Origin of the sequence: Kribbella sp. CCNWLW201 (assembly GCF_037203805.1) — a bacterium.
Classification (GTDB): domain Bacteria; phylum Actinomycetota; class Actinomycetes; order Propionibacteriales; family Kribbellaceae; genus Kribbella.
In genome coordinates this window covers 92,930-117,457 of the sequence record NZ_JBBCBQ010000017.1, presented here as the reverse complement: position 1 = coordinate 117,457, position 24,528 = coordinate 92,930, and the positions used below count along the sequence as shown (strand labels likewise).

Annotated in this window: 25 protein-coding genes; 12 read left to right on the top strand and 13 right to left on the bottom strand. The window is 68.3% G+C overall.

Going from position 1 to position 24,528, the window contains the following annotated elements:
- Positions 1 to 2 precede the first annotated feature (2 nt).
- Genes V9K99_RS41105 through V9K99_RS41095 form a run of 3 tightly spaced genes read left to right on the top strand, consistent with a single transcriptional unit; the run spans position 3 to position 2,553 of the window.
- The gene (locus V9K99_RS41105) at positions 3 to 1,133 is read left to right on the top strand and encodes a cupin domain-containing protein (protein ID WP_337324279.1); all 1,131 of its coding nucleotides are present in this window, start codon (positions 3 to 5) and stop codon (positions 1,131 to 1,133) included.
- Positions 1,130 to 1,951, top strand: a complete 822-nt coding sequence (locus V9K99_RS41100; protein WP_337324278.1) for a fumarylacetoacetate hydrolase family protein — start codon at positions 1,130 to 1,132, stop codon at positions 1,949 to 1,951. Before V9K99_RS41105 ends, V9K99_RS41100 begins: the two co-directional genes overlap by 4 nt.
- Positions 1,948 to 2,553 carry a maleylpyruvate isomerase family mycothiol-dependent enzyme gene (locus V9K99_RS41095; protein ID WP_337324277.1) on the top strand — a complete coding sequence of 202 codons (606 nt, stop codon included), beginning with the start codon at positions 1,948 to 1,950 and terminating at the stop codon, positions 2,551 to 2,553. The genes V9K99_RS41100 and V9K99_RS41095 overlap by 4 nt, the downstream gene beginning before the upstream one ends.
- On the opposite strand, the gene V9K99_RS41090 is transcribed toward V9K99_RS41095, so the two are convergent.
- The 3 genes from V9K99_RS41090 to V9K99_RS41080 form a co-directional block, all read right to left on the bottom strand.
- Positions 2,493 to 3,230 (bottom strand): aspartate/glutamate racemase family protein, encoded by a 738-nt coding sequence (locus V9K99_RS41090; protein WP_337324276.1) that lies wholly within the window; start codon positions 3,228 to 3,230, stop codon positions 2,493 to 2,495. The two genes, V9K99_RS41095 and V9K99_RS41090, sit on opposite strands and share 61 nt — an antisense overlap.
- Before the next feature lie 5 nt (positions 3,231 to 3,235).
- On the bottom strand, positions 3,236 to 4,693 hold the full coding sequence (locus V9K99_RS41085) for an NCS1 family nucleobase:cation symporter-1 (protein WP_337324275.1): 1,458 nt from the start codon (positions 4,691 to 4,693) through the stop codon (positions 3,236 to 3,238).
- 130 nt (positions 4,694 to 4,823) lie between these two features.
- On the bottom strand, positions 4,824 to 5,522 hold the full coding sequence (locus tag V9K99_RS41080; RefSeq protein ID WP_337324274.1) for a GntR family transcriptional regulator: 699 nt from the start codon (positions 5,520 to 5,522) through the stop codon (positions 4,824 to 4,826).
- 79 nt (positions 5,523 to 5,601) lie between these two features.
- On the opposite strand from V9K99_RS41080, the gene V9K99_RS41075 reads away from it, so the two are divergent.
- The 4 genes from V9K99_RS41075 to V9K99_RS41060 all read left to right on the top strand — a co-directional run bounded on the left by V9K99_RS41075 (position 5,602) and on the right by V9K99_RS41060 (position 9,164).
- Positions 5,602 to 6,849: an MFS transporter gene (locus V9K99_RS41075; protein ID WP_337324273.1), complete on the top strand. Its 1,248-nt coding sequence runs from the start codon at positions 5,602 to 5,604 to the stop codon at positions 6,847 to 6,849.
- Positions 6,818 to 7,393: a chloramphenicol phosphotransferase CPT gene (gene cpt, locus V9K99_RS41070; protein WP_337324272.1), complete on the top strand. Its 576-nt coding sequence runs from the start codon at positions 6,818 to 6,820 to the stop codon at positions 7,391 to 7,393. Before V9K99_RS41075 ends, cpt begins: the two co-directional genes overlap by 32 nt.
- Positions 7,394 to 7,492: 99 nt before the next feature.
- Positions 7,493 to 7,888, top strand: a complete 396-nt coding sequence (locus tag V9K99_RS41065) for a DoxX family protein (RefSeq protein WP_337324271.1) — start codon at positions 7,493 to 7,495, stop codon at positions 7,886 to 7,888.
- Between the two features lie 121 nt (positions 7,889 to 8,009).
- Positions 8,010 to 9,164, top strand: a complete 1,155-nt coding sequence (locus tag V9K99_RS41060) for an alkaline phosphatase PhoX (RefSeq protein ID WP_337324270.1) — start codon at positions 8,010 to 8,012, stop codon at positions 9,162 to 9,164.
- On the opposite strand, the gene V9K99_RS41055 is transcribed toward V9K99_RS41060, so the two are convergent.
- Positions 9,161 to 10,120, bottom strand: coding sequence for a TIGR03885 family FMN-dependent LLM class oxidoreductase (locus V9K99_RS41055; protein ID WP_337324269.1), 960 nt, complete (start codon positions 10,118 to 10,120; stop codon positions 9,161 to 9,163). The genes V9K99_RS41060 and V9K99_RS41055 overlap by 4 nt on opposite strands.
- 111 nt (positions 10,121 to 10,231) lie before the next feature.
- Between V9K99_RS41055 and V9K99_RS41050 the strand changes: the two genes are divergently transcribed.
- The gene (locus V9K99_RS41050; protein ID WP_337324268.1) at positions 10,232 to 10,813 is read left to right on the top strand and encodes a TetR/AcrR family transcriptional regulator; all 582 of its coding nucleotides are present in this window, start codon (positions 10,232 to 10,234) and stop codon (positions 10,811 to 10,813) included.
- Here V9K99_RS41050 and V9K99_RS41045 read toward each other — a convergent pair.
- The 3 genes from V9K99_RS41045 to V9K99_RS41035 form a co-directional block, all read right to left on the bottom strand.
- Positions 10,798 to 11,907 carry an aldo/keto reductase gene (locus V9K99_RS41045; RefSeq protein WP_337324267.1) on the bottom strand — a complete coding sequence of 370 codons (1,110 nt, stop codon included), beginning with the start codon at positions 11,905 to 11,907 and terminating at the stop codon, positions 10,798 to 10,800. The genes V9K99_RS41050 and V9K99_RS41045 overlap by 16 nt on opposite strands.
- 45 nt (positions 11,908 to 11,952) lie before the next feature.
- Positions 11,953 to 12,795 carry an alpha/beta fold hydrolase gene (locus V9K99_RS41040; protein ID WP_337324266.1) on the bottom strand — a complete coding sequence of 281 codons (843 nt, stop codon included), beginning with the start codon at positions 12,793 to 12,795 and terminating at the stop codon, positions 11,953 to 11,955.
- Positions 12,796 to 12,896: 101 nt separating this feature from the next.
- A complete protein-coding gene (locus V9K99_RS41035; RefSeq protein ID WP_337324265.1) occupies positions 12,897 to 14,084 on the bottom strand; it encodes a PucR family transcriptional regulator in 1,188 nt (395 codons plus the stop codon).
- Positions 14,085 to 14,189: 105 nt separating this feature from the next.
- Here V9K99_RS41035 and V9K99_RS41030 point away from each other — a divergent pair, with 105 nt between their 5' ends.
- Together V9K99_RS41030 and V9K99_RS41025 are read left to right on the top strand one after the other, a co-directional pair.
- On the top strand, positions 14,190 to 14,990 hold the full coding sequence (locus tag V9K99_RS41030) for an SDR family NAD(P)-dependent oxidoreductase (protein ID WP_337324264.1): 801 nt from the start codon (positions 14,190 to 14,192) through the stop codon (positions 14,988 to 14,990).
- A gap of 43 nt (positions 14,991 to 15,033) precedes the next feature.
- Positions 15,034 to 17,058, top strand: coding sequence for a GMC oxidoreductase (locus V9K99_RS41025; protein ID WP_337324263.1), 2,025 nt, complete (start codon positions 15,034 to 15,036; stop codon positions 17,056 to 17,058).
- A gap of 13 nt (positions 17,059 to 17,071) precedes the next feature.
- Here V9K99_RS41025 and V9K99_RS41020 read toward each other — a convergent pair whose 3' ends face one another.
- The gene (locus V9K99_RS41020) at positions 17,072 to 17,590 is read right to left on the bottom strand and encodes a VOC family protein (RefSeq protein ID WP_337324262.1); all 519 of its coding nucleotides are present in this window, start codon (positions 17,588 to 17,590) and stop codon (positions 17,072 to 17,074) included.
- Positions 17,591 to 17,683: 93 nt separating this feature from the next.
- Positions 17,684 to 18,394, bottom strand: coding sequence for a LysR substrate-binding domain-containing protein (locus V9K99_RS41015; protein ID WP_337324261.1), 711 nt, complete (start codon positions 18,392 to 18,394; stop codon positions 17,684 to 17,686).
- 57 nt (positions 18,395 to 18,451) lie between these two features.
- On the opposite strand from V9K99_RS41015, the gene V9K99_RS41010 reads away from it, so the two are divergent.
- Positions 18,452 to 18,829: a DUF5997 family protein gene (locus V9K99_RS41010; protein ID WP_337324260.1), complete on the top strand. Its 378-nt coding sequence runs from the start codon at positions 18,452 to 18,454 to the stop codon at positions 18,827 to 18,829.
- 97 nt (positions 18,830 to 18,926) lie between these two features.
- Here V9K99_RS41010 and V9K99_RS41005 read toward each other — a convergent pair whose 3' ends face one another.
- From V9K99_RS41005 to V9K99_RS40995, 3 genes are read right to left on the bottom strand one after another with little or no spacing between them, the layout of a single operon-like run.
- On the bottom strand, positions 18,927 to 19,421 hold the full coding sequence (locus tag V9K99_RS41005; RefSeq protein WP_337324259.1) for a GNAT family N-acetyltransferase: 495 nt from the start codon (positions 19,419 to 19,421) through the stop codon (positions 18,927 to 18,929).
- 12 nt (positions 19,422 to 19,433) lie between these two features.
- Positions 19,434 to 21,008: an FAD-dependent monooxygenase gene (locus V9K99_RS41000; protein ID WP_337324258.1), complete on the bottom strand. Its 1,575-nt coding sequence runs from the start codon at positions 21,006 to 21,008 to the stop codon at positions 19,434 to 19,436.
- The gene (locus V9K99_RS40995; protein WP_337324257.1) at positions 21,001 to 21,954 is read right to left on the bottom strand and encodes an MBL fold metallo-hydrolase; all 954 of its coding nucleotides are present in this window, start codon (positions 21,952 to 21,954) and stop codon (positions 21,001 to 21,003) included. Before V9K99_RS40995 ends, V9K99_RS41000 begins: the two co-directional genes overlap by 8 nt.
- Before the next feature lie 76 nt (positions 21,955 to 22,030).
- On the opposite strand from V9K99_RS40995, the gene V9K99_RS40990 reads away from it, so the two are divergent.
- Positions 22,031 to 23,374 (top strand): sulfatase-like hydrolase/transferase, encoded by a 1,344-nt coding sequence (locus tag V9K99_RS40990; protein ID WP_337324256.1) that lies wholly within the window; start codon positions 22,031 to 22,033, stop codon positions 23,372 to 23,374.
- Here the strand turns inward: V9K99_RS40990 and V9K99_RS40985 are convergent.
- Positions 23,371 to 24,510 carry a pyridoxal phosphate-dependent aminotransferase gene (locus V9K99_RS40985; RefSeq protein WP_337324255.1) on the bottom strand — a complete coding sequence of 380 codons (1,140 nt, stop codon included), beginning with the start codon at positions 24,508 to 24,510 and terminating at the stop codon, positions 23,371 to 23,373. The genes V9K99_RS40990 and V9K99_RS40985 overlap by 4 nt on opposite strands.
- Between the last annotated feature and the right edge of the window lie 18 nt (positions 24,511 to 24,528).

The following is a 24,528-nucleotide window of genomic DNA, read 5'->3' as shown; positions in this document are numbered from 1 at the left end:
ACATGACCGACTCACCTGTGAAGCTGACGGCGGAGGATCGGCCGGATCAGCCGCCGGCGACGCCCGAGCTGGAAGATCTGTACCGCGGCTTCGAGAAGGAGCTGCTGGTCCCGCTGTGGACCCGGATCGGCGACCTGATGCCGCAGCAGCCCACCTCGAAGGCCCAGCCGCACCTGTGGGAGTGGAAGAACCTGGTCGAGCTGGCCGCGCGCTCCGGCGACCTCGTGCCGGTCAGCCGCGGCGGTGAGCGCCGAGCCATCGCACTGGCCAACCCGAGCCTGGGTGGACGCCCGTACGCGACCCCGACGCTCTGGGCCGCGATCCAGTACCTGATGCCGGGCGAGGACGCCCCCGAGCACCGGCACACCCAGAACGCGTTCCGGTTCGTGGTCGAGGGCGAAGGCGTCTGGACGGTCGTCGAGGGCGACCCGGTCCCGATGCGCCGCGGTGACTTCCTCCCGCAGGCCGGGATGAACTGGCACGCACACCACAACTCGGCCTCCGAGCCGATGGCCTGGATCGACGGACTGGACATCCCGTTCCAGTACGACGTCGAGTCGCAGTTCTTCGACTTCGGGCGGGAGCACCTGTCCGAGGAGGAGCACGCGACGCCGGACCGTTCCCGGTCAGAGCGGCTGTGGGGTCACCCGGGCCTGGTGCCGGTGTCGCAGTTCAAGCCGGTCGAGGGCAGCCCGCTGCTGTGCTACCGGTGGGCCGACACCGATGCCGCGTTGAGCGATCAGCTGGAGCTGGAGCGCGACGGCTACCCGAGCACGATCGAACGCGGTCACGCGGTCGTTCGCTACACCAACCCCACGACGGCCGGTGATGTATTGCCGACAATCCGCGTGCAGTTCCATCGCATCGCGTCAGGCGTCGAGACAGCTCCGCGACGGGAGACCGGCTCGTCGGTGTACCAGGTCTTCGACGGCTCCGGCCGGGTCACGGTCGGCGACTTCTCGTGGTCCGTGCAGCGCGGCGACCTGTTCGTCGTACCGTCCTGGATGCCGTTGTCGGCGTCGTCGCAGGCGTCAGCCTCCGACTCGGACTCGGGTGCGCTCGATCTGTTCCAGTTCAGTGACGCGCCGATCTTCAGCAAGCTCAACCTGTACCGCGAGGAGGTCGGCCAGTGAAGCTGGCAACGATTCGGGTCCGTGACACCAGCACAGACCGCACCACCGCCGTCCGCGTCGAGGGTGACGTGCTGGTCGATCTCGGCGCGCCGGACGTCGGCGCCGTACTCGCCGGGGCTGAGGTTGCCGACGGCAAGGAGTACGCGCTGGCCGGTGCGGACTTCGCACCGTTGGTACCGCGGCCGAGCAAGGTGGTGTGTGTCGGGCTGAACTACCGCAACCACATCCAGGAGATGGGCCGCGACCTGCCCGAGTACCCGACGCTGTTCTGCAAGTTCGCCGACACGCTCATCGGTGCGTACGACGACATCCTCCGCCCGGCCGAGACCGAGATGTTCGACTGGGAGGCCGAGCTGACTGTGGTGATCGGTCAGGAGGTACGGCGTGCCAGTGAAGCCGAGGCGATCGAGGCGATCGCCGGTTTCACGGTGCTGAACGACGTCACCTGCCGCGACTGGCAGTTCCGCACCCGCGAGTGGTTACAGGGCAAGAACTGGGATTCGACCACCCCGGTCGGCCCGTACCTGGTGACTCCGGACGAGGTCGGTGGGCCGCGACCCGCGCTCGACATCCGCTGCCTTGTGAACGACCAGGTGATGCAGAAGGACTCCACTGGCGATCTACTCTTCGACCCAGTCGACCTGGTCAGGTACGTTTCGACCATGATCCGCCTGAACCCGGGTGACCTGATCGCCACCGGCACCCCCGGCGGCGTCGGCCACGCCCGCAAACCTCCGGTCTTCCTGCAGGGCGGCGAGACGGTCGTGACCGAGATCGAGGGCATCGGCCGACTCGAGAACCGCGTGGTGCCAGGGTGACGAGCTGGGTTGCCGAGGGTACGGCGCTCTGCCGCAAAGCTCTCGTGGACCTGGACGGCCCGTCGCTGCTGCCCGGCTGGACCAGGAAACACGTCACCGCTCACCTGGCGTTGAACGCCGAGGCGCTCGGCAACCTCGTGTACTGGGCGCGGACCGGCGAGAAGCGACCGATGTACGCGTCGACGGACCAGCGGAACGCGGACATCGAGGCAGGTGCACTGCGGCCGGCCGATGAGCTGGTCGCCTGGTTCGAGGAATCCGCGCGGGTCCTGAGCGAGTCGATGGCCGCGCTGACCGACCAGCAGTGGCAGGCGCGGGTGCTGACCGCCCAGGGCCGCGACATCCCGGCGACCCAGATCCCGTGGCTGCGCAGCCGTGAGGTGATGATCCACGCGGTCGACCTCGGCACTAGCGTGACCTTCGCCGACCTGCCGGCGGACTTCCTCCAGGCCCTGTGTGCCGACATCCGCACCAAGCGTGGCGACGTACCCGAGGTCCACGGGCCGCTGCCGGAGATCGCGGCGTACCTGGCCGGACGCAGCTATGAAGGCGTGCTCACCGCCGATGGCAGTCCCGCGGCTCCGCTCCCGCCCTGGCTGTAGGCGAACTCACCGAGCTTGCCGGTTGTGAGGCGCATCCGCACCAGCGCCTCGACGAGGGTGGTCGCGGCCGCGACCCCGTCGACCACGCTCACGCCCAGCTCGGACGAGAGGTCGTGACACAGGTCTGCCATGCCCGCACAACCCAGCACGATCGCATCGGAGCCGTCGACCGCGAGTGCCTCCTCACAGGCGCGCAGGATGGTCGCCCGCGCGTGCGGGTCGGTTTCGAGCGCGAGCACTGGAATCTCGCTCGCGTGGATCCCCAGGCAGTGCCGTGCGACGCCGTACTGCTCGGCAAGATCCCGGGCATGGCCCACGGTCCGGGCCAGCGTGGTCACGACGCTGAACCCGCGGCCGAGGTACGACGCCGTCCGCATGCCGGCCTCGGCGATACCGACCACCGGGCCGGCGGCGAGTTCGCGGGCCGCCAACAGTCCGGGATCGCCGAAGCAGGCGATGACATAGCCGTCGTACCCGGCGGCCTCTCCGCTCGCGATCTCTTCGAGCACCCCCGGTACGGCGAGCGCCTCGTCGACATGACTCTCGATGGCTGCCGGTCCCTGCCGTGGACTGACCGCATCGACGGTGGCGCCCGGACCAGCTATGGCCCGGGCGCACTCGCCGATCTTGGCGGTCATCGACGCGGTGGTGTTGGGGTTGATGACCTTGATCCGCATCCGCGTCAGACCACCTGCTCAGCGAGTGGCTTGGTGACGGTGACGGCCACGCCGGCGCGCTTGGCCAGCAGGGTGTAGACCCCGAAGCCGATGCCGCAGCCGATGAACCAGCTGTAGTCGCTGATCCACAGCCCGCTGCCGATCCAGCGCGGCAGCAGCACCGAGGCGACCGAGACGAGACCGGCAGCGATCACCGACTGAATGGCCACCGGGTTGTAGCCCTTGCGGTAGTGGTACGCCCCGTCCTCGGCCATCGTGAACAGATCGTCCACAACCACCTTCTGCCGGCGGATCAGGTAGTAGTCCGCGATCAGGATGCCGAACAGCGGACCGATCAGCGCGCCGAGGATGCCGAGGGTGTAGTGGATGGCGGTGTCGTTGTTGTACCAGTTCCACGGCGTCAGCAGGACCGAGCCGACGGCCGCGATCATGCCGCCCATCCGCCAGCTGATCTTCTGCGGGCTGACGTGGGAGAAGTCGAAGGCGGGTGAGATGAAGTTCGCGACGATGTTGATCCCCACGGTCGCGGTGACGAAGGTGGCCGCGCCGAGCAGGATCGCGAAGGTGCTGTCGATCCGCTCCACCGTCTTGATCGGGTCGGTGAGGAGTTCGCCGTACACCGGAACCGTCGCGCCGGCGGTGAGCACGGTCAGCAGCGAGAAGAAGACGAAGTTCACCGGCAGGCCCCAGAAGTTGCCCTTCTTCACGCTCCCGAAGCTCTTTCCGTAGCGGGCGAAGTCGCCGAAGTTCAGCATCGGGCCGGAGAAGTAGGAGACCACCAGCGCGATCGCGCCGAGCATCGTGCCGACCGTCGTCCACCCCGACAGCGTGTGGTTGGACAGGTTGAGGTCGATGGCGAAATCGGACTTCACCAAGAGATAGCCGCAAAGTAGCAGCATGGTGACGTAGACGGCCGGGCCGGCCAGGTCGATGAACTTGCGGATGCTCTCCATGCCACGCCAGAACAGGGCGGCCTGCGCGACCCAGAGGATGGCGTAGCTGACGTAGCCGAGGACCGAGAGGCCGAGGAAGCCGTGCACGTCCACATCCGCCCAGGGACCGAGTCCCGGCCACAGCTTGAGGAACACGATGTTCAGCGACTCCGCGGCCAGGAAGGTCTGGACGCCGTACCAGGCCACTGCGATCAGGCCGCGGATGATCGCCGGGATGTTCGCGCCGAGGACGCCGAAGGAGACCCGGCTGATGACCGGATACGGGACGCCGGTGACCTGGCTCGGTTTGGCCACCAGGTTGCAGAAGAACTGGACGATGCAGATACCGGCGATCAGGCAGACGAACACCTGCCAGCTGGTCAGCCCGAGCGCGAACAGGCTGCCGGCGGTCAGGTAGCCACCGACACTGTGTACGTCGGACATCCAGAACGCGAAGATGTTGTAGCTGCCCCAGGACTGCTTCTTGAGCGGTGCCAGATCCTCGTTCGTGAGCCTGGGATCGTAGGTCATGATCTCTCCTCGGGCCGGGCCGCGTGGCGGAATCGCGCGACCAGTGCACCGAAGCTAGGAACGGCGCGTTTCGTCCGCCGACGCTCCCGGTGAACCCCAGGTTTCGAGTCAAATATAGGAAACGCGGACCTCAGCGCGGGTCGGCGAAGCACTCCGGGTCGTCGGCGAACTCCGCGATCGCGTCCTTCAGATGCGCGTAGTGCCGGTCCGACTCGGCGATCAGCGCGTCCGCGTCCCGGGCCACGAACGCGGCCACCATCCGGCTGTGGTCGGCGTGGAACGCGGCCCGCTCGGGCGCCGGCACCCGGGACATCGGCCGGGCCGGTTCGGTGATGTTCCACGCGGATTCGTACATCCGGATCAACCGGTGCATCCCCGACGGCGCGATCAACGCGAAGTGGAACCGGCGAGTGGCGGCGCCGTACTCCCGCTCGTCCGCCGACTCGACAGCCGTCGCCGCGTGGATGGCCTGGACGTTCTCGTGGTCCGCCGTGGTCGCGTTTGCCGTCGAGGCCCGCAGCGCCGCGGACTCCAGTGCCTGGCGTACGTCGTACAACTCCTGGAACTCCAGGAACGTCAGCTTGGCGACGCTGTACCCGACATGCGGTTTGTGTTCGACCAGCCCTTCGCCGAGCAGTGTCTTGAGCGCCTCGCGGACCGGGATCGCGCTGACCCCGAAGAACGCCGCGACCTCGTCGATCGGGATGCCGGTGCCGGGCGGCTGGTCGCCGGTCAGGATCGCGTGCCGCAGATCGCTCTCGACCTGCGGCATCTCACCCGCGGCGCCCGTCCGCACCAACCGTGAGGCGAATCCCGACCGTCTCCGCATTCCCGGATGGTAAGCCCTGGACGTGTCGAGAAGCGCGGAGTGGCTCCGACGTAGCAGGTGACTACGGAGGAGGTGCCTCATGACGAGGTCGGAGCAGGTTCTGCGGACCTACCTGACGCTGGTCGTGGTGTCCACGACCGCGGCGTCGATGATCTGGGGCGTCAACACGTTGTTCTTGCTCGATGCCGGATTGAGCATCGGGGAGGCGTTCGCGGCCAACGCGTTCTTCACCGTGGGCATGGTGCTGTTCGAGGTCCCCACCGGTGTCGTCGCGGATACGGTCGGACGGCGTACGTCGTACCTCCTCGGGACGGTCACGTTGATCGGGTCCACACTGCTGTATCTGCTGTTGTGGCAGACCGGTGCGCCGTTCGCGGCGTGGGCTGTGGTGTCGATGCTGCTCGGACTGGGGTTCACGTTCTTCAGCGGTGCGACCGAGGCGTGGCTGGTGGACGGGCTGCACGCGACCGGGTACGAGGGCTCGCTGGACGCGGCGTTCGCCAAGGGGCAGGTCGCCAGCGGTGTCGCGATGCTGGGCGGTTCGATCGGCGGCGGCCTGCTGGCGCAGTGGACGAATCTCGGTGTCCCGTACGTCGTTCGTGCGGTGCTGCTCGGGGTCACTCTCGTGGTGGCGTGGCGTGCGATGCATGACGTCGGCTTCACGCCGAAGCCGCGGGTATCGGTCGTCGCGGAGATGCGCGGCATTTTGCGGTCGTCGCTGGACCACGGGCTGCTGAACCCGCCGGTGCGATGGGTGATGCTGGCCGCGCCGTTCACCGCGGGTGTCAGCGTCTACGGTTTCTACGCCGCGCAGCCTTACCTGCTGGAGTTGTACGGCAGCAGCGACTCGTATGCGGTCGCGGGCGTGAGCGCCGGACTGGTTGCCGGTGCCCAGATCGTGGGTGGCGCGTCGGCATCGTCTGTGGCTCGCATGTTCCGTCGTCGTACGTCGGTCATGCTCGCGGCAGTGGGGTCGGTCTTCGTCGTACTCGTGCTGATCGGTCTGACGACGAACTTCTGGGCCGCGTTGGTTCTGCTGGCGGTCTGGAGTGTGCTGTTCGCGGCGGTTACGCCGGTCCGGCAGGCGTACCTGAACGAGCTGATTCCGTCGGCGCAGCGGGCGACCGTGTTGTCCTCGGACAGTCTGCTCGGCTCGAGTGGTGGCGTGGTCATCCAGCCGACGCTCGGCCGTGCCGCCGACGTCTGGGGCTACGGCCCGGCGTACCTCCTCGGCGCCGTCATCCAGCTTCTGGCGCTGCCGTTCATCCACCTGGCCCGCCGCGCGCAGCCGGGAAATGAGCGTGCTCGCGAGGCGCTTGCCGTTTAGCGTTGGCGCCGTGAAGGTGCGGATGATTGTGCTGAACGGTGGATCCAGTTCGGGCAAGTCGGGGATCGTGCGGTGCTTGCAGGCGGTGTTGCCGGAGCCCTGGCTGGCGTTCGGCGTGGACAGTTTCGTCGACGCGCTGCCGGCGGCGATGCAGGCCTCGGATGCGGGGATCGAGTTCAAGCCGGACGGTGACATCGCCATCGGTCCGGTGTTCCGGCAACTCGAAGCGGCCTGGGTGGAGGGGATCGTCGCGATGTGCCGGGCCGGGGCGCGCGTGATCGTCGACGACGTGTTCCTCGGTGGCGCGGCCTCGCAGCAGCGCTGGCGCGACGCGGTCGGCGACCTCGACGTGCTGTGGGTCGGCGTCCGCTGTGACCCGGCAGTCGCCGCCGGCCGCGAAATGGCCCGTGGCGACCGCGTCACCGGCATGGCCGCATTGCAGGCCGAGATCGTCCACGAGGGCGTGAAGTACGACGTGGAAGTCGACACCACCCACACAGAATCCATCAACTCCGCCTACACCATCGCCCGCCACCTGCGCTGACCCCGTGGTCGTTCCGTAGTGCCTCCGTACTCGGCACGGATGTGGCTCCTGGGTCCGTGACGGGATCTTCGTCGTACCAGAACGACGAAGGAGGACATCATGAGTACGACGGTTACGATGCGCAGGGTCCGGACGGGATCGGTGGCGCTCTGGGCAGTGCAGGTGGTGCTGGCGGTCGGGTTCGTGCCGACGGCCCTGATGAAGCTGTCCGGCAGTCCGGTCATGGTCGACCTGTTCGCCAACATCGGCGCGGGGCAGTGGTTCCGCTATGTCGTCGGCGCCCTCGAGCTCGCCGGCGCGATCGGTCTCCTGATCCCGCGACTCTGCGGCCTGGCGGCCCTGGGGCTGGCCGGCGTCATGGCCGGCGCGGTCGTCACGAACGTGTTCGTCCTCGGCTACTCGCCAGTGGTCCCATTCGCCTACCTGGTGATCGCCGCAAGCATCGCGTGGTTCCGCCGATCGTCGATCCGTGAGCTGGTACGGCGTTACTCGTAGCGGAGCGCGTCAGCGACTCCGGAAAAGCCGCCTGGGGTTCACTGCGGACCCCGGGCGGTGTTCACGTCCGGTCCGATTGACTGGCTCGCACAACAACCGCCCAACGTTGTGAGGAGTAGTCGTGGATCGTCGTACGTTTCTTCGCGCGGCAGTGATCGGCACGTCGACATCGGTGGCCTTCGGATTCAGCGTGGCGCCCGAGGCGCTCGCCTTCCCGGCCCAGACCGGCCCGAGTCCGTACGGCGGCCTGCAGGCAGCCGACGCGAGGGGCATCATGCTTCCGCAGGGCTTTACCAGCCGCATCCTGGCGCGATCGACGCAGACCGTGTCCGGGACCGGCTACACCTGGCACAGCGCTCCGGACGGTGGAGCGTGCTTCGCCGACGGCAGTGGCTGGATCTACGTGTCCAACTCAGAGATGAGCAGCGGCAGCGGTGGTGCCAGCGCGCTGCGGTTCAACAGCAGCGGCTCGATCACCGGCGCCTACCGGATCCTGTCCGGTACGACACGAAACTGCTCCGGCGGCGCGACCCCGTGGGGTACCTGGCTGTCCGGCGAGGAGACCGACCTCGGCTACATCTGGGAGACCTACCCGACGGGGTCTCAGACAGCAGTACGGCGTCCCGCTCTCGGCCGGTTCTCCCACGAGGCGGCCGCGGTCGACCCGGACCGTCGAGTGATCTACCTGACCGAGGACGTCCCCGACGGCGGCTTCTACCGCTTCGTCCCGACGACCTGGGGCAACCTGTCCACTGGCACTTTGCAGGTACTCCGTGAGTCCGGTGGCGCATTGTCGTGGGTCAACATCCCCGACCCGGACGGCAGCCCGACCCGGACGCGCAAGCAGGTCTCCGGGATGAAGGTCTTCAACGGCGGCGAGGGCTGCTACTACCGCAACGGCACCTGCTTCTTCACCACCAAGGGCGACAACCGCGTGTGGGCGTACAACGCGGTCAACAACACGATCGCCATCGCGTACGACGACAATCTCACCAGCAACCCACCGCTGACCGGCGTGGACAACATCACCGGCGCGACCGTCGGTGACCTGTACGTCGCCGAGGACGGCGGCAACATGGAGATCTGCATCATCACGCCGAACGACATCGTCGCGCCGTTCCTGCGCGTGACCGGCCAGTCCGGCTCCGAACTCTGCGGCGTGGCGTTCAACCCGGCCGGCAACCGCCTCTACTTCTCGTCCCAGCGCGGTACCAGCGGTTCGAGCAGCGGCGGTATCACCTACGAGGTCACCGGCCCGTTCCGCACCAGCCTCTAGCTCAACGCGGGCAGGACCTGCTCGCCGAAGGTTTCGAGGAACGGTTGCTGGTTCTGGCCGACGTGATGGAGGTAGACCTCGTCGAAGCCGAGGTCTACCGCCTCACGAACACACGCGATGAAGCGTGCCGGGTCCGAGGAGATCACCACGCTGCGGTACATGTCCTCGGGCTGCACGTACTTCGCGGCCAGGTCGAACTCGTCCGCCGTCGCGAGGTTCCAGCACAGTGGCGCCTCGAACACATTGGACCGCCACTGGTCGAAGGCGATGTTCAGCGCCTCGTCCTCGTCCGGCGCCCAGCTGACATGGATCTGCACCGCGAGCGGCTTCCCCTCACCGCCGTTCTCACGGAACGCGGCGACAATCGGCTTCAGCATCCCCGGCGGCTGCCAGATCGTGACCAGCCCGTCGGCCCATTCAGCGGCCCACCGCGCGGTCGCCTCACTCACCGCGAGCGCCAGCAACCGAGGCGGCTGCTCGGGCAGCGACCACAGCTTCGCTCGGTCCACCCGAACCAGGCCGTTGTGGGTGACCTCCTCACCGGCCAGCAGTGCACGGATCACGTCCACGGACTCTTTCAGGCGCGCATTCCGGGTGTCCTTGTCCGGCCAGGGATCGCCGGTGATGTGCTCGTTCAGGAACTCGCCGCTGCCGAACCCCGCAGACAGCCGTGCCGGGAACATCTCGGCCAGCGTCGCCAAGGCCTGCGCGACGATCGCCGGGTGGTAGCGCTGTCCCGGCGTACTCACGACTCCGACCGGGATCGACGTCGTCGCCATCGCCGCCCCCAACCACGACAGTGCGAACCCGGACTCACCCTGCCGCCGGCTCCACGGCGTGAAGTGGTCCGAAGACCACGCAGCCTGGAACCCCGCCTGCTCGGCCAGTTGAATGTCCCGCAACAACTGGCTGGGCGGAATCTGCTCGTGCGACGCGTGCCACCCGACGATGGGCATGCAGACAACCTCCGGATCCTCGATCCGCCTGCCGGTGCCCGCGCCCGCCGTGGGCAAACCCGCTGAATCAGACCAGCTGGGTGGAAGTGGACTTCTCGGTACACTTTCCGGGTGTTGACGGCGAAGGGTACGGCGACGCGGCAGCGGATCGTGGACGCGGCCGCGGCAGAGATCCGTGAGCGGGGGATCACGGCGGTCACGCTCGACGACGTCGGCCGGCGGAGCAGGACCGGGAAGAGCCAGCTGTTCCACTACTTCCCCGAGGGCAAGGAGCAACTGCTGCTGGCAGTCGCTCAGCGCGAGGCCGACCGCGTACTCGAGGATCAGCAGCCGCAGCTGGGGCAGTTGACCTCCTGGAAGGCGTGGCAGGACTGGCGTGACGTGGTGGTCGAGCGGTACCGGCGGCAGGGTGTGCACTGCCCGCTCGGCGTGCTGATCACCGAGGTCGGCCGGCACACGCCGGCCGCCCAGGCGGTGACCGCGCAGTTGCTCGAGCAGTGGCAGCGCCAGGTGCAGGCGGGCATCGAGGACATGCGGGCCCGTGGCGAGATCCGTTCCGGCGTCGACCCGGAGCGGGCCGCGCAGGCGGTGATCGCCGCGATTCAGGGCGGGGTGTCGATCCTGATGTCCACGGGCTCCGCCAAACACCTGGAGTCCGCGCTCGACCTCTGCCTGGACTACCTACGCGGCTGAGGCGTCCAGTTGTGCACGGCCGGTTGATAGTCGGCCGGCTTGTCGCCGACTTGCGCTCCCGGGCTGACCAGCCAGCCTTGGTATTCGGGTGTGAACATCCGGTACACCGACTCCGGCGGTACGGCGCTCGCCTCGTCCAGCGCGGCACGCAACTCCGCGGGGAGCTCGAAGTCGAGTGCCGACAGGCTGCTGTCCAACTGTTCCGGACTGCTCGCGCCGACGATCGCCGAGGCGATGCCGGGCTGGGTGGCGACCCAGTTCAGGGCGACCTGGGCCATCGTCACGCCGAGCTTGTCGGCGACGGTCTCGACGGTCTTGAGCAGCTCCCAGTGCTGGTCGGTCCACGTTCGCACGGGTGCGCCGTCGCCGGTGAGACGACCGGCGCCGGCCACGCCGTGCTCGGTGTTCCGGTACTTGCCGGTGAGGAAACCACTGCCTAGCGGGCTCCACGCCGTGATGCCGAGACCCAACGTCTGACCGACCGCGACGTGCTCTGTCTCGATCGTCCGCTCGACCAGGGAGTACGGCAGTTGCAGGTTGACCATCGGCACGAGCGAGTGCGCATCCGCGAGTGTCTGTGCGCGGGCGGCGTACCAGGCCGGTACGTCGGACAGGCCGGCGTACCGGATCTTGCCTGCGGTGGTGAGGTCGTCGAACGTGCGCAGTACCTCTTCGACCGGAGTGATCCGGTCCCAGGTGTGCAGGAGGAACAGGTCGACGTAGTCGGTGCGCAGGCGGCGCAGGGAGGCCTCGACCGCTCGGATCATTGCCTTGCGGCCGTTGCCGCCCGCGTTCGGATCGCCGGGGTCGACGCTGTTGGTGAACTTGGTCGTGAGCACCATCCGCTCCCGCAGGCCGGCCTCCTCGATCAGCGTGCCGAGGATCGTCTCGCTCTCACCCGCGGTGTAGAAGTCGGCCGTGTCGATGAAGTTGCCCCCGGCATCGACGTACCGCCGGAAGATGGGTCGGGCCTCGTCCGCGGTCTTCCCGTACGCGGCGTGGAAACCGCCGGTCCCGAAGTTCATCGTGCCGAGCGCCAATCGGCTCACCCGAAGCCCGGACCGGCCCAGTAGGTAGTACTGATCAAGTGACATGTCCTCGATCGTGGCCCGGAAAAAATGGACCCACAAGTACAGAAGTCAGGCGTGGGCGTTGATGAAGTCGGTGAAGACCGGGGCGAAGTCCTTCGGGGACTCGAAGAACGGGAAGTGGGCCCCGCCTTCGTCCTTGCTGAAGACCTTCAGTTGCGCGCCGGGGATCTGGGACGCGATCCAGGCCTGCGAGGTCGAGGCGACATGTGAGACCTCACCTCCGATCACCAACGTCGGTACGTCGATGTGCGGAAGAACGTCGCGCCAGTCCTGCAATGCGTGGTCCCGCAGCAACTCCGATCCCCACGGCATCGGCAGCAGCAGGTTCTGCTCGTACATCCAGTCGAGGTCGTCAGCCGGGATGTCCTTGGTCACCATCGAGGCGAGGAACTCACGTCGTACCGCGGCCTGGTTCTCGCCCATCACGGCGTTGCACAATCCCTCGACGCCGGGGAAGTCGAGGATCGCGCCGACAGTGGGCGCGTCCGCGGGATCCATCCCCGGCAGGATCGCGACCACACTCGGCTGGTCGATGATGGTCAGCGAGTCCAGCCGGCCGGTGCCGTGCTGGTCGATGTACGACCACAGGACCGAGGCGCCCATCGAGTGCCCGGCGAAGTGGGCGTGCTCGACACCGAGGTGGTCGAGCAGTTCGCGGAGGTCGGCGGCGAGGCTGCTGACGCGCGCACCGCGATCGGTGCGGCCGGACAGTCCGTGATTCCGCATGTCGTAGCTGATCACCCGGAACTCCGCCGGCAACTCGGGCAACAGCCGGTCGAACATGGCCTGCGACTGCGACCAGCCATGCAGCAGTACGACGGTCGCGGCTCCCGTCACGGTGTCGCGGTACCGCAGCACGCAGCCGTCGCGGGTGGTGAACTCTCCGGTCATCCGACATCCTCCCTACGATCCCGGCGATGTGACAGCAGCATCGACCCGAGCCGCTCGCCTCACCACAGCACAGCGATGAGATCACCGAGCGTGGTTTCCTCTCATTGTCGAAGGTCGGCGTCCATCATCGTCAGCATCGTGAGCCCGAGATGCAGCACCAGGCGCGTCCGTCCGTCGGTCAGATCGAGACCGGTGAGGTCGCTGATCCGCCCGAGCCGGTAGTACAGCGTGGTGCGGTGGATGTGCAACGCGTCGGCGGCCGCCGGTGCGAGACACGCGTGGTCGAGGTAGGCCCGCAGGCTGTCGGTGAGGGTGCCGTCCCGGTCGACGGCCAGCAGCCGCTGAATCTCGGCCGGCAACGCGTCCGGCGTGAGGCGCTCGGGCGGGATCCGGAGCAGCGGCCCGTACGCGCCGAGGTCGGTCCAGGGTACGGCGTTCTGCGGGAAGAGCGACCCGGCGGCGCGAGCCGCGAGCAGGGCTTGTTCGACCGATTCATGAGCCCGGTCGAGGCCGGGCACGCTGGTGCCTGTCCCCGCCACGCAGTCGAAGTGCCCGGCGGCCAGGTCGCGGACCCGCTCGAGGATCCCCGCGGTCCTCATCCGCACGGCCTCCGGCTGAAGCGGGGCCGCGCTGCCCACCAGCAGAAAGCCTCTCCGGCCGTCGACCGCGAGCAGTTGCGCCGGTGCGAACGGAGCCTGTAACGCGTTGCGCAGTGCGGTTTCGACGTGCGCCGGTGCCGCGGCCTCGGCTCGCCGTACGATCAAAGCGATCGCCGTCGTGAACCGGTCCGTGTCCCGGGGCGCCAGGTCGGCCAGCGCACGCCGTCGTACTGCGGGCTCACCGGTCAGCAGGTCGAGCACCGTCTGCTCCCGGGCGGCGTCGTACGTCGTACTCTGCGCTGACATCACCGGGGCCACGTCCCGGGCCACCTGGTCGATGCCGGCCAGCTCGCCGGTGGTCAGCGACCCGTCGGCGTCCATGACGATCAGCAGGCCGAGGAGCTCACCGCGCCAGCGGATCGGTACGCAGACCCTCGCCTTCATGCCGAGCTCGTCGTTGGGCGGGATCACGCCGGCCGTCGTCCAGGTCGTGACGCCCTGGGCAAGGACGTGCCCGATCGCTTTGGTGCCCGCGTCGCGCTGCAGCACGGCCCGGATCCGGACCTCGTCCTCATCGCCGAAGTGCGGGCTGGTGTAGAGCAGGTGCACCGCCGGGTCGTTGATGACCACCGAACGGCGCAACCGATGCGCGAGCTCGTCGACGGCGCGCTGGATCTCGTCCCCGGGCACGCCCGAATTCTACAGAGAGAGGAACCGGCGCCGGCTGATCTCGCCTGCGGGCGGGTGCTTTGCCGGCTGGGAGGAGAGACGTTTCTGTCCGGGAAGGAGTACGACGTGAGCCGGGTTCTCGAGGGACGTGTGGCGGTCGTGATCGGCGCGGGGTCGAGTGGCGGCGGCCTCAGCAACGGATCCAGCAACGGCGTCAGCAACGGCGAGGCCGCGACGCTGGCCTATGCGGACGCTGGAGCCGCTGTAGCGGTCGTCGATCGCAACCCCGACGAGGCCCACCGGGTCGCGGCAGTCGTCGAGAAACGTGGCGGAATCGCGCTTCCGGTCACCGCCGACATCTCGTCCGAAGACGACGTCATGGCGGCCGTGGCGGCGATCGTCGCGGAGTTCGGTGCGCCGCACGTGCTGCACAACAATGTCGGCATCGTCCATCTCGGCTCGATCATCGACACCGGCACGGAGGCGTGGAACACCTCCATCGCGGTGAACCTCACCGGCACCTATCTGACCTGCCGCCACATCCTGCCGCACATGCTCAGCGCGGGCCGAGGCGTCATCACGAATGTGTCCTCGGTAGCCGCCATCCGCGACACGGGTTATGTCTACCCGGCCTACAGCGCCACCAAGGCTGCCGTGAACCAGTTGACCGTCTCGCTCGCCCTGACGTACGCGGCGCAGGGGATCCGCGTCAACGCCCTGCTCCCGGGCCTGATCGACACGCCGCTCGCGCAGCTGCTCAACGACCCGCAGGCCCTCGCGGCTCGGCACGCGCGCAGCCCGACTGGCCGGATGGGTTCGCCGTACGACGTCGCCAACGCGGCCGTCTTCCTCGCCTCCGACCACGCGTCGTACATCAACGCGGTGTGCCTGCCTGTCGACGGCGGCCTCTCAGCCCGCTGCGGCTGACCGTCTGGAAGGCTGGGGGCGACGGCGGCGAAGGGAATGCGCGGTGGATGGGCTCTCGGCATGGCAGCGGGTGGTACTCGGGCGGTTGGCTGAGGTGGCTGTTCCGGCGGATGAGTTTCCTTCGGCGGCGGACGTCGGTGCGGTCGCGTTCGTCGAGCGGGTGCTTGCGGTCGATCGGCCGGATTGGCGGCCGCGGGTGGAGCGGGCGTTGGAGGTGGCCGGGGATGAGCCGGATCTCGACGCGGTGCTCGCGGATGAGGACGGCGCCTGGCTCGTTCGGCTGGTCGTGCAGGGGTACTACGCGGGTGACGGGCACATTCCCGATGCCTACGGCAACCAACCGCCGGGCTGGACGGTGGTCGGGTGGGAACCCGGCGGCGGTCAGGTGGTGCAGACCGAGCTCGCCATCACGCCGCCCTCGGCGCTGGTCGATCGGTACGACGCCATCGTCATCGGCTCGGGTGCAGGCGGTGGCGCCGCAGCGCAGGTGCTCGCCGAATCCGGCCGCTCGGTGCTCGTCGTCGAGACCGGCGGCTACCCGACGACAGCCTCGCTGACCCACGACCACCTGCGGAACCCGCGTTCCTGGTCCGCCCTCCCGGCCCCGACCGACCCGGATCCGCACGGTCGACCGCGGATCGCGGTGATGGACGGCGTACGACGTACTGTCCTGCCGCCGGATCCTGGTTGGGGGAACAACGCCTTCACGGTCGGCGGCGGCACCCGGGTGTACGGCGCGCAGGCGTGGCGGTTCGTCCCGCGCGACTTCACCATGGCCAGCACGTACGGGGTTCCGTCTGGCAGCAGCCTGGCCGACTGGCCGATCACGTACGACGACTTGGAGCCGCACTACAGCCTGGCCGAGCAGCGATTCGGCGTCAGCGGCGGGGGAGCGGACCCGTGGCATGGCGCGCGGTCGATTCCGTTGCCGATGCCGGCCTTACCTCGGACTGCTCCGGCTCAACTCCTCGCGGCCGCGGCTCAGCGGTTGGGCTGGGGGACTCTCGACGTACCGCTGCTGATCAACTCCGTCGAGTACCAAGGCCGGGCGGGCTGTGTGCGATGTGGGCAGTGTGTCGGGTTCGCGTGCCCGGTCGAGGCCAAGAGCGGAACGCACAACACCGCGTTGCCGGCCGCGCTCGCCACAGGTCGGTGCACGTTGGTGACCTCGACGACGGCTGAGCGGTTGGTGACCTCTCACGGCCGGGTTGTTGGGGTGGCGTTGGTCGGGTACGACGAGGCCGGTCGCGTCTGGCGTCGTACGGTGAACTGCGCGGAGGTGGTCGTCGCTGCGGGCGCCACCGAGACGCCACGGTTGCTGCTCAACAGCGCGCACGACGGTGAGCCTGACGGGCTCGGCAACAACCAGGATCAGGTCGGGCGGTATCTCCAGGCGCATGTGTACGCCGGTGCCGTCGGGCTGTTCGACGACGAGGTGTCCGATCTGGTCGGGCCTGGGGTGTCGATCGCGACGTGCGACTTCCGGCACGGCAACGACGGGGTCGTAGGCGGCGGGATGCTGGCCAACGAATTCGTTCCGACGCCGGCAGCGACGTACGACTATCTGACCTCGGCAGGCCTGATCCCGCGGGCCGGCGCGGCCGGGAAACACGCGATGCGGCGTGAGGCCCGGCGGACGATGCGGGTGGTCGGGCCGATCCAGGAGGTCACGTCAGCGGAGTCCAGGGTTCGGGTGGATCCGGGCGTCGTGGACCGGTTCGGGAACCCGGTCGTGGTGATCAGCGGGTCGATTCATCCCGAGGACGTCCGGGTGCAGGCGTTCATGAGCGAGAAGGCTCGGCAGTGGCTGGTCGAGGCGGGTGCGGTGCGGGCTGTTATCAACGGTCTTGGGACTACTCAGCAAGCGAGTGTCGGACAGCATCAGGCGGGCAGCTGCCGGATGGGTGACGATCCGGCGCGGTCGGTGACGGATCCCTACGGCCGGGTCTGGGGGCACGACAACGTGTGGATCGCCGATGCCTCGGTGCACGTGACCAATGGTGGTGTGAACCCGGTGCTGACTGTCCTGGCCAACTCGCTTCGCATCGCCGAGCACCTCGTCGGCTGAACGGCTCGAGCGGTCAGCCGAGGACGCGGGAGATGCCGACGCCGCTGCGGGCGTCGCGGCCGTACTTCGCGACCTCGGCGGCGAGGTCCAGCCGGCTGACTCCGGACTTCTGCCGGTCCTCGTCGGTGAGCAGGTCGGCCGGGATGATCCAGACGACCTCGAACTCCAGCCCGTTCGGGTCCTTGCCGTACAGCGACTTGGTCGTGCCGTGGTCCGACGCCCCGACCAGCGCGCCGGCCTCGCGCAGGGTCGTGGCCAGGTCCTCGAGATCGCCGAGGGTGTCGACCTCCCAGGCGAGGTGGTACAGCCCGACCGTCGTCTGCCCGGCGCCGGACGGACCGGCCTGGGCGCCGAGCTCGAACAGCCCGAGGTCGTGGTCGTTGGTCGAGCCCGGTGCGCGCAGGAACGCGGCGCCCTGGAACGAGTCGCCGCTCTCGGTGTACCCGAAACCGAGCACGTCACGGTAGAAGGCGACGCTGGCGGCCAGGTCGCGCACGAACAGCACCGCGTGGTTCAACCGGAAGATCGCCATGACGTACTCCTTCTCGTCGACTGCACCTCCTGATGATAGTTGAAGACTCAACTTTATGCCAGTTCGGGTTCCGCGCCTGCTCGAGGGGAGGTGCTAGCGGCGGGGCTTGCGGCGCTGACCGCCGCGGCGATCCGGCGACTTCGCGGGCTTCCGCGGCTGCTTCTGGGTGGTTTTCTGGGCGGCCGGTTTGGCGGGGGTGGCGGGGCCGCGGCTGGTGTTGGCGGTGCGGCCGCGGACGATGCCGATGAACTGCTCCATCAGCTCGCTCGTCTCGTCCTCCGGCCACGACAGCGCGACGCCTGACTCCGGTGCGTCCATGAGCGGCCGATAGGTGAGATCTCGGCGGTGATGCAGCCGAGCGAGCGACTGCGGTACGACGACCAGCCCGGTGCCGGCCGCGACGAGTGAGATGGCGTCCGCGGTCGTCGGCGGCCGCTCATCGATCAGTCGGCCGGGTGGACGCTCCCAGTCGAGTACGTCGTCCAGCGGGTGCAGCATGAGTTCGTCGGCGAGGTCCTCGGCGGTCACCTCTTCGACCGCCGTCACGACGTGATCCTTGGGGACCACGACGACCGTCGTCTCGACGTACAAGGGAATCGCATGGAGGCCTGTGCGGTCGATCGGCAACCGCAGCAGGGCGGCGTCGGCGTCGTGGCTGCGGATCAGGGCGACGGCGTCGGCGGCCGCGACCTGGATTAGGTCCAGCGGGATCCCGGGCGACCGCTCCTGCCAGATCCGCGCCCATTTGGCCGGTGTCACCCCCGGGACGTACCCGAGCCTGAACGACATACGCGACCCGGTCACGTGCTCAGGTTACCGGGCGTGATCGGCGGCCGGGCACCCGCTCGCTACTCTTGCGCCATGACGTCGCGTAAGGCAGTCCAGACGATGAAGCCCGCTACAGCGGCGAAGAAGCTGGGCGTGTACCTCCAGGCCACTCCGCCCGACTTCCAGGAGGGCGTCGTGTCCCGCGACGAGCTGAACGCGCTGCAGGCCGACCCGCCCGAGTGGCTGCGGGACCTCCGCCGCGACGGCCCGCATCCGCGGTCCGTGGTCGCCGCCAAGCTGGGCGTCTCGATCAGCGGCCTGGCCCGGGCGGGAATCACCGAGGCCCTCACCACCGACGAGATCGAAGCCCTCAAGTCCGAAAACCCCGACTGGCTCGAGCACGAGCGCGCGATCCAGGCCGACGTCCGCAAGGAAGCGGCCCGCCAGAAGGAACAAACCCGCGAGCAGTAGGCCAACGGCAACTCTGCCCTCTGGTCGAGCGGTTCGCGCGCTGGGTGTCAACGCCAGCTGCCTGCACGACAATCCTGGCTCCGCCGCACGGGTGTGCTCACCGCGTAGCGTGCGGCTCGCGGACCATGTAGACGTCTACTGGGTCTTCGTCTTCCACGGTGAAGCCGTGGCGTTCGTAGAGGCGTTGGGCGGGGCTGCCTTGCAGGACGTTCAGGCGGACGGGGACGGCTTCGGCGTCGATCTGTTCCAGGAGGGTTCGCAGGACGGCTGAGCCTAGGCCGCGGCCCTGGAGGTCTGGGGCGAGGTAGAAGTGCTCCAGCCATCGGCCGTCGTCGGCCGGGCGGACGGTGACGCAGCCCGCGAAGGTGCCGTCGGCCACGATGACTGAGGTGTGCTGCGATGAGAAGGAGTCGCGCAGTCGCTGCCGGACTCGATGCTCGTCGTACCGGCCCAAGCGCTCCAGGTCCGGGCGCATCACCTTGGCCCGGAGTTCGGCGATCTCCTCGACATCGGCGGGTTCGGCGGGGCGCAGCGCCCAATCCACACAGCGGCCCCAAGCAGTCCGCTGCTGCACTACGTCACTCGTATCCACCGGCGAAGTATCTCAGTGGCGCGTGGTGGCGCCGGGATTGACCCTTTGTGTTCTCCGGTCGTTGAGGGTACGGCGGGCAGCCGCGCTAACAGACTCTGGTGACAGGTCGGTCAGTACGGCGGAGACGTAGCCGTCCGGTCGGATCAGCCAGGCTTCGCCCGGACGTGCGCCGAGTACGGCGTTGTCGAGGCCGAGGTCCGTCAGGCTGATGATGCGATGCGGTGCGGTGGTGAATCCGGTGAGCTGGACCGGCACAGTTGTCAGGAGCAACAATCCGTCGCGGACCAGTTCACGGAGGCGGCCACCGCCGGTGACCGGCGCGTCGGGGATGAGGATGCCCGGACCGGGCTGCGGCAGTTGGCCGCGTGGTGGTCGGCCGGCGAACGGGCGGGTCGCATCGGCGGTCGTCAGCGGGGAATCGACGTACCAGAAGGGTTCGGCGAAGCGGCCCGAGTCGACGTCCGCCACCTTGGCCGGATCGGCGGCGGCAGCGTCGAGCAGGGCGCGGCGCCGCGACCAATGGTCCGAGTCCGGCGGTACCAGGAACCGCATCGTCGCGCTGGTGACGGCGAGGTTCTCGAGCGCGGCCGCGTGCCGTTCGAGGTGGTAGGTCTCGAGGAGTGACTCCGGCGCCCACCCGTGCAGGACGAAAGCGAGCTTCCAGGCCGCGTTCTCGGCGTCGGGAACTCCGGAGTTGAGACCGCGGGCGCCGAACGGCGCGTACAGATGTGCACAGTCCCCGGCGAGCAGCACCCGGCCGACCCGCATCCGGTCCGCACACCGGGACTGGAACCGGTACACCGACTGCCACACGATCTCGTACGGACGATCGCCCACGATCTGCCGGATCCGCGCATCCAATCGACCATCAGCGCGCTCGGCGTCAGCATCGAAGTCCTCGGGCACCTGCCAGTCGATCCGGTACGTCGAGTCCGGGCACGGATGGATGAGGACCTGGCGATCCGGGTTCCAGACCGGGTCGAAGTAGAACCGCCGCTCGTTCTCCCACCCCGGCAGGTCCGCCCGGATGTCGCAGATCAGGAACCGGTCGTCGAAGCTCTCGCCCTCGAACGTGACCCCGAGCTGCTGCCGCAGCGTCTCCGCCCGCGCCCCGGCGCACAGAACGGCGTACGAAACCTGCACACTGCCCGCGGAGCAGGTCACCGTCACACCGCTGTCGTCCTGCGAGATCTCGGTGACCTCTTGGCCCCAACGTACGTCGATCAGCGGTTGAGCGGCGATGCGTTCGTCGAGGATCTCCTCGGTGCGGCTCTGCGAGATGTTCACGCACGGCGGCAGCGCCGAGCGACCGGGGTCCGCGAACGACCAGGAGAACAGTTCGCGGTCGCGGTAGAACGTGCGCGCCGTCGTCCAGGCCAGACCTTCGCGGGCGATCCGGTCCGCACCGACGGAGGCCCAGATGTCGAGCACGTCCCGCTGTTGGCAGATCGACTTCGAGCCGACGACGTCCCGGGCCGGTCGCTGGTCGAGCAGGATCACCCGGATACCCCAGCGAGCCAGCAGCAACGCGGTGGTCTGCCCGACCGGTCCGTTGCCGATCACCGCGACCGGAGTGCCGTCAAACAAGGCTGTCCCACACCTCGCGGTCACGTTCGGCGGTCCAGATCCGTGGCCAGTCGATGCCGTCCAGTTCGTCCCACAGACGCTGTACGTCGAACGGCAGGCAGTGCTCGAAGATCGGCCACTGACCGTACTGCGGAGCCAGCGCGTCATGCGCGTCCTGGAACGCTTCGCGGACCGTCCCACCACGCGAGTGCACCGCCCCGACCTTCTCCTGCAGCACGAACAGGAAATGCCGGGTCTGCTCGATCGCAGCGTCGACCGCCGCACGCCCCCGCGGTACGGCGCCACGGCCGCCGACGAGCACCTCGGCCTCGAACGCCTTCACCCGGTCGAGCGTCCCGGTCGACCAATCGGTGTGGAAGGCGTCACCGGTGTACAGCGCAGCCTGCGCCTCGACCAGATCACCGGCGAACAACACACGCTGCTGGGGGAGCCAGGCCAGGATGTCTCCAGCCGTGTGGCCGCGACCGCAGTACTGAAGGACGAGCTGACCGCGTTGCCCGCCGAGGTCGATGGTCAGCTGATCGGAGAACGTCAAAGAAGGCCAGGTGAGCCCGGGAATCGAGGAGGGGTCCTTGAACAGTCGCGGCATCCGGCCGAACTCGCTGTCCCAGTCCTGTTGGCCGCGTTCCGCGATCAGCTTGCGGGTGTTGTCGTGCGTGATGATGACGTCGGCCTCGAACGCGGATGCGCCCAGCACCCGCACTGCGTGGTAGTGGCTCAGCACCAGATACCGCACCGGTTTCGTGGTGTGCTCGCGCAGCTTGTCCAGCCACTCCCGGGCCGCGACTGGCGTGGCCCGGGCCTCGAAGGCGATCACGAAGTCCTCGGCCTCGATCGCACCGACGTTCGGATCACCCTCCGCGGTCAGCGCGTACACCCCGTCGGCGAGGATCTCGAGCGTCTCGGTCTTCTCAGCCAGGTCAGCCGAGGACGCGAACGGTTTCATGCCGACCTCCACAGGTGCGACCGGTTCCTGCCACTCACCGTGACACCCGCGGGCGCATCGGTAAAGGATCGACACCATGAGCCCGAACGTGATCGTCTTCCTCACCGACCAGCAGCGCTGGGACACCACCGGGCTGCAGGGGAACCCGATGGGGTTGACGCCGAACCTGGACCGGATCGGGCGGGCCGGGACGCATTTCGCCAACTCGTTCACCAACCAGCCGCTGTGCACCCCGGCGCGCGCGACCCTGCAGACCGGCCTCTACCCGACGACCGCCGGCCCGCATCGCAACGGCATTCCGCTGCCCACAGACGCCAAGACGCTCGCGCACCATTTCGGTGCCGCCGGCTACGGAACGGCGTACGTCGGTAAGTGGCATCTGGGCGACTCCGCCTCCCGCGGCCCGGTCGCCCCGGCACAACGCGGCGGGTACGAGTACTGGCTGGCCGCGAACGCGCTCGAACACACCTCGGACTCCTACAACACGATCGTGTACGACGACAGCGGCACGGAGGTGAAGCTGCCCGGCTACCGCGTCGACGCGTTGACCGACGCCGCCATCCGGTACGTCGCCCAGCCGAAAGACCGCCCGTTCTTCCTGTTCCTCTCGCTGCTCGAACCACATCACCAGAACCGCCGCGACGACTACCCGGCTCCCGAGGGTTACGAAGAGACCTATCGCGGTGCGTGGACGCCGCCCGACCTGGCGACGCTGGGTGGGACGTCGTACCGGCAATTGCCTGGGTACTACGGGATGATCAAGCGGATCGACGAGGCATACGGACGGTTGCTCGATGCACTGACCAGCCTCGGATTGCGGGACGACACGATCGTCCTGTTCAGCTCCGACCACGGGAACCACTTCAAGACGCGCAACTCCGAGTACAAGCGCTCCGTCCACGACGCCTCGATCCGGGTCCCGACCGTCGCGACCGGCGGCATCTTCACCGGCGGCGGCAAGGTGAATCAGTTGCTCAGCCACGTCGACCTCGCGCCGACCCTGCTCGACGCCGCCGGACTGCCAGTGCCGAAGGAGATGCAGGGGAGGTCCGCGGTACCGCTGCTGCACGACCGCAGGTCCGAGTGGGGTGACGACGTCTTCGTCCAGGTCAGCGAGTCCGAGACCGCACGCGCGGTGCGGACCCAGCGGTGGAAGTACGGCGTTGTCGCACCGGACTGCGATCCCGCCGCACCCGGCTCGGACCACTACGTCGAGACCTACCTGTTCGATCTGATGGCCGACCCGTACGAGCTGGACAACCTCATCGGCTACCGCTCACACGCCCACGTCGCGACTCGACTGCGGGAGAGACTGCTCAGCCGGATGATCGACGCCGGTGAAGCACCTCCGACCATCACCGTGAGCCCCGAACGCGACTCGGGCCAACGGCACCTCGAGCCCGCCGAGGCTGAGCTCTAGGACGTGAGGTCGGTGAAGGCCGCCAAGGCGCGGCGGATGTTCTCGATCGAGTTCGCATACGAGAAGCGCAGGTGGCCCTCGCCGTACGCGCCGAACGACGTGCCCGGCAGGCAGGCGACGCCGGCTTCCTCGAGCAGGCGGTCGGCCAGCGTCGCGGCGGACATCCCGAGCTCAGTGATGTTCGGGAACGCGTAGAACGCGCCGCCCGGTTCGACACACGAGACGCCTGGTACGGCGTTCAGGCCCGAGACGATCACCTCGCGGCGCTGCCGGAACGCGTCGAGCATCGTGTCAACGTCGTCCCAGGGGCCCTCGAGAGCGGCGATCGCGGCGTGCTGACTGAAGGCCGACGTACACGAGACCGAGTTGATCACCAGGCGGGTGATCGGCTCGACCAGTGGCTGCGGGAACACGCCGAAGCCCAGCCGCCAGCCGGTCATCGCGAACGTCTTGGACCAGCCGTCGAGCAGGATCGTCCGCTCGGCCATACCGTCGATGTCGAGCACGCTGTGGTGCTCGCCGTCGTACCGGAGCGCCCAGTAGACCTCGTCGCTGAGCACGACGAGGTCGTGCCGGATGGCGATCTCGGCGATCGCTTCGAGCTGCTCGGGTGTCGAGGCGCTGCCGCACGGGTTGTGCGGGGAGTTGAGGATGAGCAGCTTGGTGCGCGGGGTTACCAGCGACGCCAGCTCCTCGGGGTCGATGACGAACCCGTTCTCCTCGCGCAGCGGCACCGGGACCGGCTTCGCGCCGGCGAACGCGGTGATCGAGGCGTACATCGGGAAGCCCGGGTCCGGGTAGAGGACCTCGTCGCCCTCCTCGCACAGCGCCAGGATGGCGAAGAACATGATGGGTTTGGCACCCGGCGTGATCAGCACCCGGTCAGGCGAGGTGCTGAGCCGTCCGGTGCGTTCGAGGAAGTCCGTCACCGCGGTCCGCAGCTCGGGGATGCCGGGGGCGGGCACGTAGTGCGTGTGGCCCTTGTCGATGGCCTGTTGTGCGGCGGCCGCGACGTGCGCCGGGGTGTCGAAGTCGGGCTCGCCGATCTCGAGGTGCACGATCTCCCGGCCGCTCGCCTCCAAGGCCTTGGCCTTGGCCAGCACCTCGAACGCTGACTCGGTCCCGAGACGTTCCATCCGCCCAGCTAGTTTCAC